General features: G+C 60.7%; 15 protein-coding genes. 4 read left to right on the top strand and 11 right to left on the bottom strand.

Annotated features, from left to right (window positions below; all coding sequences use genetic code 11):
* Positions 1-291 precede the first annotated feature (291 nt).
* Positions 292-786, top strand: coding sequence for a hypothetical protein (locus M0639_RS31240; RefSeq protein WP_054801787.1), 495 nt, complete (start codon positions 292-294; stop codon positions 784-786).
* 193 nt (positions 787-979) lie between these two features.
* Positions 980-1,225, top strand: coding sequence for a hypothetical protein (locus M0639_RS31235; protein WP_064075217.1), 246 nt, complete (start codon positions 980-982; stop codon positions 1,223-1,225).
* 14 nt (positions 1,226-1,239) lie between these two features.
* Here M0639_RS31235 and M0639_RS31230 read toward each other — a convergent pair whose 3' ends face one another.
* From M0639_RS31230 to M0639_RS31210, 5 genes are all read right to left on the bottom strand, one after another.
* On the bottom strand, positions 1,240-2,526 hold the full coding sequence (locus M0639_RS31230; protein ID WP_064075218.1) for a hypothetical protein: 1,287 nt from the start codon (positions 2,524-2,526) through the stop codon (positions 1,240-1,242).
* 427 nt (positions 2,527-2,953) lie between these two features.
* On the bottom strand, positions 2,954-3,277 hold the full coding sequence (locus M0639_RS31225) for a hypothetical protein (protein WP_231915149.1): 324 nt from the start codon (positions 3,275-3,277) through the stop codon (positions 2,954-2,956).
* Positions 3,274-3,828 carry a hypothetical protein gene (locus tag M0639_RS31220; protein WP_064075220.1) on the bottom strand — a complete coding sequence of 185 codons (555 nt, stop codon included), beginning with the start codon at positions 3,826-3,828 and terminating at the stop codon, positions 3,274-3,276. Before M0639_RS31220 ends, M0639_RS31225 begins: the two co-directional genes overlap by 4 nt.
* Positions 3,825-4,220, bottom strand: coding sequence for a hypothetical protein (locus tag M0639_RS31215; RefSeq protein WP_064075221.1), 396 nt, complete (start codon positions 4,218-4,220; stop codon positions 3,825-3,827). Before M0639_RS31215 ends, M0639_RS31220 begins: the two co-directional genes overlap by 4 nt.
* The gene (locus M0639_RS31210) at positions 4,217-4,807 is read right to left on the bottom strand and encodes a hypothetical protein (protein WP_156525075.1); all 591 of its coding nucleotides are present in this window, start codon (positions 4,805-4,807) and stop codon (positions 4,217-4,219) included. The genes M0639_RS31215 and M0639_RS31210 overlap by 4 nt, the downstream gene beginning before the upstream one ends.
* Positions 4,808-5,103: 296 nt before the next feature.
* On the opposite strand from M0639_RS31210, the gene M0639_RS31205 reads away from it, so the two are divergent.
* Together M0639_RS31205 and M0639_RS31200 are read left to right on the top strand one after the other, a co-directional pair.
* The gene (locus M0639_RS31205) at positions 5,104-5,694 is read left to right on the top strand and encodes a helix-turn-helix domain-containing protein (RefSeq protein ID WP_064075223.1); all 591 of its coding nucleotides are present in this window, start codon (positions 5,104-5,106) and stop codon (positions 5,692-5,694) included.
* The gene (locus tag M0639_RS31200; RefSeq protein WP_033236844.1) at positions 5,687-6,055 is read left to right on the top strand and encodes a hypothetical protein; all 369 of its coding nucleotides are present in this window, start codon (positions 5,687-5,689) and stop codon (positions 6,053-6,055) included. Before M0639_RS31205 ends, M0639_RS31200 begins: the two co-directional genes overlap by 8 nt.
* Here M0639_RS31200 and M0639_RS31195 read toward each other — a convergent pair.
* From M0639_RS31195 to M0639_RS31170, 6 genes are all read right to left on the bottom strand, one after another.
* Entirely contained in the window at positions 6,012-7,031 is a 1,020-nt protein-coding gene (locus tag M0639_RS31195; RefSeq protein ID WP_064075224.1) for a DUF6545 domain-containing protein, read from the bottom strand. The genes M0639_RS31200 and M0639_RS31195 overlap by 44 nt on opposite strands.
* Positions 7,028-7,612: a hypothetical protein gene (locus M0639_RS31190; RefSeq protein WP_156525076.1), complete on the bottom strand. Its 585-nt coding sequence runs from the start codon at positions 7,610-7,612 to the stop codon at positions 7,028-7,030. Before M0639_RS31190 ends, M0639_RS31195 begins: the two co-directional genes overlap by 4 nt.
* Entirely contained in the window at positions 7,564-8,457 is an 894-nt protein-coding gene (locus M0639_RS31185; protein ID WP_064075225.1) for a nucleoside hydrolase, read from the bottom strand. Before M0639_RS31185 ends, M0639_RS31190 begins: the two co-directional genes overlap by 49 nt.
* Positions 8,458-8,694: 237 nt before the next feature.
* Complete coding sequence (locus M0639_RS31180) at positions 8,695-9,285, bottom strand: hypothetical protein (protein WP_064075226.1); 591 nt, start codon at positions 9,283-9,285, stop codon at positions 8,695-8,697.
* Positions 9,282-10,883 carry a peptidoglycan DD-metalloendopeptidase family protein gene (locus tag M0639_RS31175; protein WP_064075245.1) on the bottom strand — a complete coding sequence of 534 codons (1,602 nt, stop codon included), beginning with the start codon at positions 10,881-10,883 and terminating at the stop codon, positions 9,282-9,284. The genes M0639_RS31180 and M0639_RS31175 overlap by 4 nt, the downstream gene beginning before the upstream one ends.
* Positions 10,883-11,680 (bottom strand): hypothetical protein, encoded by a 798-nt coding sequence (locus M0639_RS31170; RefSeq protein ID WP_064075227.1) that lies wholly within the window; start codon positions 11,678-11,680, stop codon positions 10,883-10,885. The genes M0639_RS31175 and M0639_RS31170 overlap by 1 nt, the downstream gene beginning before the upstream one ends.

Raw genomic sequence — 11,680 nt, 5'->3', positions numbered from 1 at the left:
TTTCTGCCGGGATGATATTGCGTTCAGTGTTTACGGCAGTGGGTGCGGACGGCAAAGTCACTGTGGATAACTTTGCTGGTGGGCCGGTGTGTGGCGGCAGTGTCCAGTCGAGGGAGGTGGACGGACATCCTGCTCCGCGACTGTCGGAGGGACTAACTTCGGCCGATCTCGCGCTCGATCCCGCCGTTCATCGCAGGCTTGAACGTTGGCGTCCGGGGTGTTGGCCACTAATGCCGGATCTGGGTGGCGGTAAGAATCGACGCGCAGGTCAGTTGTGGAAGACTCGGTGCCGTGCCGATCGCCCAGATTATCCTGAGTTCGCTTACCTTGATCGTTGCCCTGATCACCGGATTCTTGGTGTGGAAAGCGAATACTGGAGCAACCGATCAGTGTGAGCTGCAGGCTAAACGTGAAGAGTGGTGGCGGCGGTTTCAGTACGCCGCTGAGCTTGCTTTGGACGAGAGTAACGAGCGCCGCGCCAACATCGGTGTTCTGATGGTGCGGGAGATGGTGACCAGCACTCTTGCTGGTCCGGATGAGTTGGCCGCTGCGGACGTCATTCTTGATGAAGTGCTCGCATTGGGCGATACTGACAGTGAAGACTCTCCAGGATCAGTCATGACGGACTCGACACCACAAGGCGCGGCGCATGTAACTGAAGCGCAGATCAATGCGGCGCGGACCAAGTTGTTCATCGACAAGAAGTTGAAGAGGGCGTCGAAGCCTCAGATCAAGCGGTTGGCTCAGCCCAAAACCAGTGGTGAGCGGCGCCTCATCGCCAGCTGACCTCTCAATTCAACGCTCGGCCGGCAATCCGGCCGCATCCTGAAAAGAACCAACGCCGCCCCGGTTCCGGGACGGCGTTGGTGTTGTCTGTAGGGCCTTTGCTCTGACGCCGTCACCGCCTACCACGGTACTTCCGTCGCGAGTGTGTGACGGATGGTGCGCGCGAGTGGGTGTGGTCGGGGAGAATCCGTGAATGAACGAACAGAACGGCCGAACCAATAGCGCGACGGGTGTTGGCTCTCGGGTCAAGGTCACTGTGCCCGGTCCTGACAGCGGCGGCGTGGCATATACCGGTGTGGTGATCGAGGACTACGCGAGCATGGTCATCGATTCGGAGTCGGTGGGGCGCGATTGGGCCCCAGTACATCGGTGGGCGATCGCACTCGATGACGGAAGACTGGTCTTTGCCGATGACGAAGATCTTGCGGCCGCCGACTGATGGATAGCTCGGGCTCATGCGGGCGTTCTCGTCGAGAACTGCTCCCGCAACTGCCGCATGATCTGGGCACGAGTGTGAGCGTGAGCGACATGTGAGTCCCGCTCCCGCGTCTCGCGGTGTCGCGCTGCTTGTTCGGCTAGACGAGTTTGATCGTTTTGACGGGAACGTTCTGTCGGGGAGAGTTTCGACCAGTCGATGTGTGCCAGTCTCCAGCGTAGGAACGCGGTGGGTCGTGTGAGTTGTGTGGGCCATACCCAGCCTCGAGTTTGGGTGTCTGCGGTGAGTTCACGTGCGATGTCGCGACCGGTCCATCGGGCGGGGGCGATGCCAGCTCGGTCGAGGACATCGCAAATCTGGCCCACGTGCCTGCCCGTTTTCAGCGCGGGAATGTGGGCGATCAGTTGGGCTGCGGTGCGTTGCAACTCGATTGGTCGTGGTGTGGAACTTTGTGTGTTCTTCGGCTTGCCCGCTCGCGTGTGCGCGTGCGTTGGTGAGAACTTGAATACAAGAGATGGAAGAACAAATCCCCCAGAGGGGGATAGGGGGCCACGACCGCTCGGGTGTGGAGAAGTCCGCGGCGCTGTGCGGGCGCGGTGCGCGGCGGTGCGAAGTGTTGCGCGAGAGGGCTTTCTGGACTTCTTGAAGGGCGCGGTGATGGTTGTGACAGCAGCGCGAGGGGAGGTCAGTGCCCAGACGGACGCTGCACGGAACTGCCTGTGCCCGTGGTGCGCTTCTGCGGCCGTCGATTCGAGGGTGGTGAGGTAACGGCCTCGTTCTTGTTCGACGGCCATGCCGAGGGCGCCCAGGACGCGCCTGGCTCGTTTGACGACAGTAACGCTGACTCCGGCGCGGTTGGCGATGGTCTCGCGGGAGGCGGTGACGCCGCGCCCGGTCTTTCCCTCTGCCAGGGAGGCATGTGTGACGGCGATAGCGAATGCTGCTTCGGTGCTGATGGTGTTTTTCTTGCAGAGTTCGGTGCCGGTGGGGGAGTTGAGCAGGGTTCGGACTTGGTGCTGCCATTGGGCACGGCTCGTCCAGATGGGGGTTCGGGCATGCTTGCCAGTGGTTACTGGCAGAGCCCAGGAGTTTCCTCGCTGCCCGCTTTCGGCGTTCAGCGTTTCGATGCGGGCGACGTTTTCGGTGGCCTCACGTACTGCTGTGGCCCATGCGTCGGTGTCTTCTGTCGTGCGTCTGGCAGCACTCGTGGCGGCGGCGTTGGTATGCGACGCGCCGAAAGTGCTGTTTTTGTGAACTGTTGTGCCTGGTTCAGGGTGTGCGCTACCCTGAGACAAGACCTGCACGGTTTTGTCCCTTCGGGGATATGCAGTACCGAAGTGGAAGCGGCAAACTTCTTCTTCACCAGTTACGACCGGAGCCCGGCCAGGCTCTCGTTTAGCTCGACGAACTTTGTTTCACAAACCCCCGCAAGGGGGTTTCGTCGTATCTGGGGTGGTACTGCGGCTATGGAGTTAGATATCGAGGTCGTTCACATGCGCGTACTTAGTGGTGTGCAAAAAGCCTTTCGGTAGATGGACATAGCCACCCCACATCACAGCCCGCGCAAGGACCTTTTTCGGGGAGCCACGCGGAGCCGGATTCAGCCGTCGGGGCAGCTCAAACACCGTTCCGGAGATGGTGTAATGCATCGTCATGAGTGAGCCTCGGACAGCGGAAACAGTGCTCCCACAACGCCTACCAGCCCGAGGGCCACAGTGAGAATCAGTGCCGTCATCGTTGACCAACTTCCGCGAGAGCTTCGCGAAGATCGAGGAGTCCTCGCAGCGCGATCGCGACTTCTCTGATCTGGTCGACCGAGGCTGTTTCGGGATCGCTCGCGACGAGGTTGGTGACGTCTGTGAGGGTGCTGTACGCGAGGCCGTCGCGGGAGCCGGCGAGCATGTCGATGGTCTCTCGAATGATGGTTTCGGCGAGTCGCCGGACTTCTTCGGTTTCGTTCCCTGCGGGGGAGTTGATGCTGCTTTCCCTCAACAGTGAGTTCGCGACGGTGGTGATCATGGAGTCGATGACGCGGGAGCGGTAGATGGTGGTCATGATGCAACGCCTAGATATTCTGTTTGGACGGTGATCGTGGGCGGCTGTGCCCAGTGCTCGACAGCGGCTGTGATGGTTGAGCGGGCGGTATTGGCATCCTGGGCGTTGATGATCGCGGTGAAGGCGGATGCGGCGGCCTCACTGCCGGAGACGTCGAGTCCTTCGCAATGGTCGAGTCCATCAGTGATGAGGTCGATGGCAGCGCTGAGTGCTTCCCAATGGCCGGTTGTGCCTGGAGTGTGATCGGCTATCTGTTCTTTCGCGGGCAACTGCTCGGCGGACCACAATTCACGCAAGTTCAGGGGGTGGATTGCATTGGCTGTCAGCTGGCAGAGCCGGGCGACCGGCACACAGACGTCGTCGATGCCGTCGACGATCGCAGCCATTCCCCACGTCGGATGCGTAAGAAGGTCCGCCAACCACAGCCACCGATCGGCCGCCAGACCGGTGGACGCCGGGGAAGTTAGTTCTCCACTGCTCAATCCGAACACGATCTCGGAAAGAGGACGTCTTCCGTCCTCGAGTTCGCACAGCAGTCGGTCGGCACTCATACCAGGGACTCCGATCCGGTGGCACCGACCGCACGGGGTACGAGCCTTGCGCACAGGGGGAGATCGCTGTATCCCAGGTGCAATGGCATAGGGACCGGCGAGTGCGTGGGCTCGACCGTCAAAAGTCCGTGTGCATCGATCAAATCGTGGGCGCTGAGTACGGCTCGGGAATCGACATCGATCAGGCCGTAAATGTCGGGCGAGTCGTTGACCTGTGGAGTATCGCGAACAAACGCACGCCTACTGCGGAGCCGTCCGGTGACTTCCACGAGTACCCACCGACGGTGATAGCGGTCCCGAACGGGTACGTGACCTGCGGAATCTGCAAGCATTAGGTACGCACCCCATACCGCGTCGAAGGTCTCGACGATCAATGTCGGCGTTTTGTTCATGCTGCTGCACCCGACCGCTGAGGCGAGGTCCGCTTGGCTGAGCTGGAGCGACCGTCGCGGCGAGCGATGAACTCTTTGAGGAAATCGATGCGGATTTCAGTTCCGAACTCGTCGTAGGGAATTGCTGCCCAGATCATTGAGCTGGGCGGGCGGCCGGTCGCGAACTCATGAGCTGCAGCGATCTGACACATCGTCAGTAGCGGGCAGGTGGTGCAGGTGCCGATGGCAGCGAGTGCGCCTCGATGAGTGGTTTGATCCATATCCCACAGCGCCGGATTCGCCTGACACGGCCGCTGCTCGCGTGCGATCATCCGCGCGTCGGCGGCGGGGGAAAGTGGGCGCGGGTGGGGTGTGATCGAGAACTCGCCCCGACGATTGAACTCCTTGCGGACACATCGCAATGTGGGGCAGTCGATCAGCTCGTCGGTGTAGACGAATCCACAACGCGCGCAACGCCCGCCACCCGGGACTGGGCAGTGCTGCGCAGCGATACGAAAGAGTTGATCCGATGACGAAGCGTGGAGAACATTCGCCTGACCTCGCGTTTGGATCTTCTTAACGTGCGGAGCGTCAGCTAACCTGGGCATAGCAGAACTCGCTTTCTGCGTAGAGGAAACCGCTGGACGGGCTGTAACCCGTGTGGCTTGGTCCCCTGGCCGTTGGAGCGGCTGGGGGACTCCTTTTCATCTCGTTTCAATCATCTGGCGGGACGGTTGCCTTTGGGCGTTCGACTCGCTGCTAGCACTTACGTAAAGCGCACATATTGATGTTGTGAACATATCTAATGCACATACGTTTACGCAACACTTATATAGTTGAATATGTGATGACGTGTGAAGCGACAGTTTCAAGCAATTGGGTTTTCTTTAAGTACGCTGCTCCCATGCCCGATATGCAGCAGTTCGCCGACGTGGTCCACGTGCGTCGACGACAGTTGGGCCTGAGCCTTGCTGCAGTCGCTGCACAGGGTGGCCCATCTGAACCGACGATGGTGCGGATCGAGAGTGGCGAGTCGCCCCCTCTCCGAATGGCCACGTTCTCCAAACTGGACCGTGTACTGCAGTGGACTGAGGGCAGTGCGGCCACTGCCTACGAAGGTGGCCACCCGACACCGCGCGGATCGGAAGTCGTGGGTGCCCCCGCCGGTGAAGTTGTTATTTCATATTCGGCGTTGGGTGATTTCGTTGAGGTGAGTGCGGAACTTAGGCGATTGGCCGATGAGATCGACAACTCTGAACTTTCGGACGTAGTCGACCGGTTGCGTACTCTCATCTCGCCACATATCGGCAAAGTAGCGTCAGCGATGCTCCGCAGCCAGGGTGAAAGCGGCCATGTCAGCCCCGCCTGGGTTGCCCAAGCGCTTGAGGATTTCTGGGCAGTGCCGCCGGACGACATCACTCCGGCGCGCACGAACGCCAACAAGCGACGTCGCGCATTGGCTCGGGAACTAAGACGGGAGGAGAGCGATGATTGAGGAAGTCACCACCAAGCAGAAAGTCGAGCTTCTGCTGAGTGTGACCGGCTTGAGTAGTGGAGAGGTCGCGCAGGCTCTCGGGTGCTCCGAAGCGCAGCTCCGCGCCGGAGACCTCACGGCCGAACAGCAACAACATTTTGTTGATTTCAGTGAGGTTTTCAAAAGCAGCAGCACGGCCAACGCCACCTATTTCGGGGTTTCTGGAGAAAATGAGGCGTACACAGAGCTGCGGTTATTGCAGGTGCTTGTTGCCGCCGGACCGGAATGCGTGATGTTGCGAGGTTCTGCCAACGCCAGCCAGCGCAAGGCGCTTCTTGTCAGCCTTGAAGGGATTTCGCATCCCACCGCTTCGCAAGATTGAACACGTCACGAGCGCTGATGTGCGTCTCTGCGAGAAGCTCGGATCGGTTGCCGTCGAGATTGCGTTCCAGAAGATCAGAGCGGGTGGCTGTTTCGGGATCAATTCCTAGTTCGTAGATGGCATCGATGCACTCGGTGATCATCCGGACAACCCGGGCGTCAGGCTCGAAGTGCCGCATATCGAACTTCACACCTGGTGCCGCATCAGTGAGGTCTTCCCATAGTCGTCTTAGCTCTGTGACGTTAACGGCGGATCGAACAGACGACCGCTCTGCCGTGCGTCGGATTACGGCGGCAGAACCCACGAGTGCGACAACCAAGGTGAAGTACGCAAACAGGTTGCCATTTGTGTTTCGCTGCAATTGCTCGGCAGGACCGATGTCACCAGTCGCTGCCCGCACGGCGTACCAAAGCAGACTTATTGCATTGAGGCCTGTCGCCAGAAAGAGCGCAGCTGTCGCCGCGGCCGGCGCAAGCAGCCCCGCATGTGGCTTGTCGGTTCGAATGGCAGCGGCGAGGACTATCACTGCGTAGACCTCGAAGACCACGATCGCGCCGGCGTAAATGGTGAAGTAGGACAGCGAGAACACCTCAGGATCGACGGATTCGATGACCTGCGCCCGATTGCCGGCAAAAGCATCAAGAGATGCCAGACCGACTGTCGCGGCAACGAGGCCGAAGATCAGAAGCCCTGGCCGAAGCCGTCCTACCGCGCTGGCAGCCGCCCATGCAGCGGCGGCCGCGGCCGCTACACAGAGAATGTGAGCTATCAGTCGGACGGCCCGGGCGTCTATCGCTGAGGTCAGTACATCGTTGATCGGTCCGAACTTCAGAGTGTTCACTGCGGTGAAGCACAGAATCAATACGGTGACAATCTGCGCATGCCGTGTGCGTACCAGCACAAATCGAGCGGAAACAACGAGCCAGGCAAAGACAAGGATGGCAAGATCAATCGAAAGTGGGAGGTGGTTTCTCATCGGCTTCCATACGCTTGAATCATGTTGTTGGCACAAATTACCTGTACCGAGCTGCGCAGAGCCTCGAAGTCGAGATCATCGAAAAGCGTCAAGAGTAGGAGCTTTGTCGCCAGATACTCGGCACCATGTTCTGTGGTCGTGTCGTAGTCAGTGCGTTTGAGGGCGTTTTTCAACAGTGCCGGTGACAATGACGGAAACCATGCGCTGAGCATCTGGTCGTCTAAGACTTCGGTCATTGCACAGCTGTGATCGAGAAGGATGTGCGCGAGTTCGTGACAGATGATCAATGTCGCGCGCCAGGATCCCGTCCTGTGGTCGTAGAACACATAGTCGACATTGTTGCGAGCGCGGAGCAGGAATCCGGAAGGGCGATCTTCTACTTCGGTGACCGGGAACGGAACTAGAACGACGGTTCTGCCAGTGCGATCGAAACAAAACTGACGCAGGTCGTCGATGGTGACGACTTGCCGTTTCATTGCTTGAGCAACGATCCGACGGGCCTTCAGTCGGGTGAGTTGCTTTCTTATTCCTGTCATGTCGCACTCCTGAGCATTGCGCGGACGGAGTCCGGGGCTATCCATTCCGCGACCTCATGCGGTCCGGTACCCACCCTGCGTAGCACCGGGCCTTGGCCTTCGTCGAGGACAGTCATGCGGCCGGTAACGGTCGACAGGCCTGCCCTGAGAGGGTCGACTAGGCAGGCAGCGGTGACGCCGTCGTGTGCCGGGACTTTCCACAGCACCTGAGCGTTGTATCCGTACGTACCGCCTCGTTGGACCCCATATGCGTGGTGGATACGGCGCAGCGAGCCGCCGAGAGTGCCTTCACCGAAATCTCCGTCCTCGAGGAGGACTGCGCGGGTGACGTCGATTCCCACCCAGACCACCGGAAGCGCAGAATCCGCGACAGTCTGCGTAGCTCGAGGATTGTGGCGGGTATTGGTATCTCCTACCTCGTTCAGCCAATCGTCGCGGTTCTGTCCGTGGCCGGCCATGACCACCACACGGGCCAATAACTCGGGTAGCTGAGGTTCGAGCGTGAGTGCAGCTGCCAAATTGGTCAGTGGGCCGATACACAGCACTTCCGCCTCGCCGGCATGGTCTCTGGCGAATTGCACAATCCTCTCAGCTGCACCTTGCGGGCCAGTCCAGGAAGGCCGAGGCTGCTCGGTGTCACCGAGCCCGTCAGAGCCGTGCGCATCACCGCGCTGCCACGAAGCCTTCGGAGGGGAACCGGCGACAACAGGAATGTCGATCGCGCCGGCCATATCCAAGATGTACTTCGCATTGGATGCGGCTTCGGTCGCTGTGCAGTTGCCCCACGTGGATACCACGCAAGCGAGAACAATGTCCGCGGTGTGCGCGACGTAACCGAGCGCAAGTGCGTCGTCGACGCCACAGTCGGTATCGACAAGAACGTATCGCAAACTGACCCCGCATCGTTTGAGCTGTCTCTGTGCTTGCTTATCGCTAACGTAGTCGTGCTACGTGTCCATGTTTTTGTGTGATCGGGTCAGAATATCGGACATATGGGATCCCGTCGTAGTCCCGGACTGACCCGCGGGTCAGTACAACCGGGCCGTCTCGACAACCTTCCACGCGATGCATCATGAAGAACTAACGAAGAAACCCCTGGTCATACTCGCCGTCGAGCATTGCACTGATCAGTACCGGATGTTGTCGATGAGCCACTCTCCACCATGTTTGGTGAGGGTGATCCATACGGTGGTTTCCGTTGTGAGCGTGGTGGTCTCGTCGTCGGCAATTGCGGTTTGGTGGATGCTGGCCACGCGGTGAATGAGGATGTCGGTATCGGGTGGGCAGCCCGAGCACCCCACGCTCACGTCAGCGACAATTTTTGCGTTGTCCGACGCCCACTGACTCCATTGTGCGCCGGGGCCACGCCCGGCATCGACGTCGACGAGCAGCGAGGCGGCCAGGGGCTCGGTGAACCACTTCCGTGCGCGTGCATAGGCATCGGTGGGGCTGCTATCGGTAGCCGGATACCACGTGAACGCGACGGAGAGTGCTTGACGCACAGTGTCTTCCGCTGCATCGGTATCCGGATTCGACGAGACATCGACGACTGCGGGCGATGTCACCGTTGTTGTCGTGACCGTGGACGGTGTCGCCGAGGTATGTCTGGGTGCCGCGGTGCCAGTGTCCTTGCCGCCGAAGTCGGAGAACAAGAACACCATCCCTACAATGATTGCTGCGGCTACGCCCAGAAGAGCAAATGTGCGTGTGTTGCTCATATGACCCTCCGGGCTTTCATATCGTTCTGCAGCGGAGCTTGTTTGACGATGTCCCCGGTGGTGGGGGCGTGGATCATCTGGCCGTTTCCGATCGCGATTCCGACGTGGCCGGGTCCAGATCCTGACCATGCGCCGAATACCAGGTCGCCGGGTTGTGCTTGGCTGATGGGGATCTCGACTCCGACGGACCATTGCTGCTCCGACGTGCGAGGCAAGGTGACCGTGTTCCCGCTGCCTGTGTAGATGGCGTAGCTGGTTAGTCCGGAGCAGTCGAAGCCGCCGCCGGTCGGTCCTCCGGTTCCGCCGCCGCCCCAGACGTACGGGGTACCGAGGTATTGGCGTGCAGCCTCGACGACCTGCGCACCGGAAGCAGAGCCAGGGGAGACGACCAACTCTCCGCTACCTCCAGGTGCCGCAAATTCCGCTTCGTAGGCAAGAACTTTCGCGACGTACGGCTGTGTCTGGGTGGTGTAGTCACCGCCGCTGGGCATGCCGCCGGCGTTCTTGACCGCGCCTTCACCCGCGTTATATGAGGCGATGTAGAGCGATTTCGGATCGCCTGTGACGGATCCGTCGGCGAGCCACCCGTCGACCTGCGCTGCGATGGCGCAGAAATACCGGCCTTGAGCCATGATCGCGTCCCCGTCGTCCCAGATCGAGGTCGTGCCGTTGCCGTCGTCGTCCCGGCCGTAGGAGGCGAACGTAGGGTCCATGAACTGCGTGATGCCCTTCGCGCCGCTCTTGGAGGTCCGACCACGCACGAGCCCGGATTCTGCCTTCGCATCCGCAGCTAACAGCGACGGTGTGATCTGCGGGCACAGCGACCCGGCTTTGCGGAACCACGGTTCCATCTCGGGAGGAACCGATCCGGCCTTGAGGTCACCGCCACCTGCCACACCGAAGCCGGCGCAGTCGATAGACCATGACGATGCCGCCAGCTCAATAGCAGGCGCGCTGCTGCCCGTTTCATCTGCGGGAGAGGGCGCGCCGCCGAGTTTGGTCATCGGATCGACGGCTGTTCCGCCCTGCAACCGTCCACCTTCCCAGTACTCGAAATGCAGGTGCGCGCCAGTGGATTGGCCGTTGTTTCCGATGTTCGCGATGTGATCACCGGCTGTGACCTGCTGGCCTTCCTTGACGAGGACGCCGTCGTCGAACATGTGGCCGTAGACCGTGCTCACGGGCTTGCCGTCGACGAGCGAATCGAGCACGATCCAGTTCCCGAACCCGGAGGCAGGCCCGCCCTTGACGGCGACGCCGTCAAGGGCAGCGTAGATCGGTGTCCCGACGGGCCCGGCGAAGTCGACCCCCTTGTGTTCGGTTCCCCAGCGAGGCCCGAATCCGGAAGTAAACGTCGTCGTGCCGTCCTTGGTGGGCTGGGTGATCGGCCCCGATGCTTTCAGTTCCGTAGTGCCCGGCAGAGTTGCCGGACTTCGATCGGATGTCGACGATGTCCCGCAGCGTGATTTCTTGATCACCGGTTGTGCCGCGAAACCGCCACAAGCAGTGAGCGCGAGCGTGGTTGCGGCGGTGAGCAGGGACAGAACGATCCTCGTGCGAGTGGCGAAAAGGGGCTGTCGGGTACGCGTTTTCGTCATCACATCGCCCCCGGCAACGGGGTATCCAGATTGGGAATCGGGATCGGGCCGGGTGCCGGGATGGGAAGAAGTTCTTGCGAGGTCGACGGCGGCTGCGATGTGGTTGGCGCGGGGTTCTGAGGGTCCCGCGTGGGCGTCGTTGTGCTGTTCGGTTCCGTCGTAGTCGGGGTAGCGGTCGCGTTGAGTTCCGAATTATCGGAACTGGTATCGAGGGTCGGCAGAGGTGTGGTCACGACCCAGGGCCGCGTCCCGGATTCGCTCTGCACGAGGTGGATCTTCAATGCTCCGGCGGACGTGGGCACAGTCACTGTCGTCGCGTTGGGCCCGTCTGCAGGCGCTGGTGCCGTGTGTGTCGGGCCGGTGATCGCTACGGCAACGGTTGGGCGGGCGGCGCGAAAGTTCGGTGTCAGTGCGCCGTCAGGGACCAGCACTGCGAGTGCGGAAGCCCAGGCGTCGGCAGTTGCGGCGTGATCGGTGTAGAGGTGCGCGTATGTCATCGCTGTCGCTTGCGCGCTCGACGCGACGTCGGCGTTCGACATCGCAGCGGTGTGCGCTTGCGTGACTTCCTCGCTTGCATCCGGCGCACTCGGAGGCTGGGTGGTGTCCGTGATCTCGAGGCTGGACGCTGCGGTTGACGGTGATTCGGCAGTCCTCGTCGTTTCCGGTGTTCCGGGGATCTGGCCGAGTACGACGAGTCCGGCGAAGACACCGACGATGGAGATTGCAAGATTCGTTCGTGAGTAGAGGGCCCACCGACGAATCGGGGTCAGGATTGGGTTTTGGCCGATTGCGGGCAT

This window comes from Rhodococcus qingshengii JCM 15477, from assembly GCF_023221595.1.
In the GTDB taxonomy this organism is placed as follows: domain Bacteria; phylum Actinomycetota; class Actinomycetes; order Mycobacteriales; family Mycobacteriaceae; genus Rhodococcus_F; species Rhodococcus_F qingshengii.
Note: the sequence above shows the minus strand (reverse complement) of the source record. Positions and strands in the feature narration are given on the sequence as shown.

Excerpts from the sequence above, each read along its gene's own strand:
- M0639_RS31190 (WP_156525076.1), bottom strand. The coding sequence starts at position 7,612 with ATGGATAGCCCCGGACTCCGTCCGCGCAATGCTCAGGAGTGCGACATG.
- M0639_RS31225 (WP_231915149.1), bottom strand. The coding sequence starts at position 3,277 with ATGACCACCATCTACCGCTCCCGCGTCATCGACTCCATGATCACCACC.
- M0639_RS31220 (WP_064075220.1), bottom strand. The coding sequence starts at position 3,828 with ATGAGTGCCGACCGACTGCTGTGCGAACTCGAGGACGGAAGACGTCCT.
- M0639_RS31180 (WP_064075226.1), bottom strand. The coding sequence starts at position 9,285 with ATGAGCAACACACGCACATTTGCTCTTCTGGGCGTAGCCGCAGCAATC.
- M0639_RS31175 (WP_064075245.1), bottom strand. The coding sequence starts at position 10,883 with ATGACGAAAACGCGTACCCGACAGCCCCTTTTCGCCACTCGCACGAGG.
- M0639_RS31205 (WP_064075223.1), top strand. The coding sequence starts at position 5,104 with ATGCCCGATATGCAGCAGTTCGCCGACGTGGTCCACGTGCGTCGACGA.
- M0639_RS31195 (WP_064075224.1), bottom strand. The coding sequence starts at position 7,031 with ATGAGAAACCACCTCCCACTTTCGATTGATCTTGCCATCCTTGTCTTT.
- M0639_RS31235 (WP_064075217.1), top strand. The coding sequence starts at position 980 with ATGAACGAACAGAACGGCCGAACCAATAGCGCGACGGGTGTTGGCTCT.
- M0639_RS31170 (WP_064075227.1), bottom strand. The coding sequence starts at position 11,680 with ATGCCCGCAATCGGCCAAAACCCAATCCTGACCCCGATTCGTCGGTGG.
- M0639_RS31200 (WP_033236844.1), top strand. The coding sequence starts at position 5,687 with ATGATTGAGGAAGTCACCACCAAGCAGAAAGTCGAGCTTCTGCTGAGT.
- M0639_RS31210 (WP_156525075.1), bottom strand. The coding sequence starts at position 4,807 with ATGCCCAGGTTAGCTGACGCTCCGCACGTTAAGAAGATCCAAACGCGA.
- M0639_RS31215 (WP_064075221.1), bottom strand. The coding sequence starts at position 4,220 with ATGAACAAAACGCCGACATTGATCGTCGAGACCTTCGACGCGGTATGG.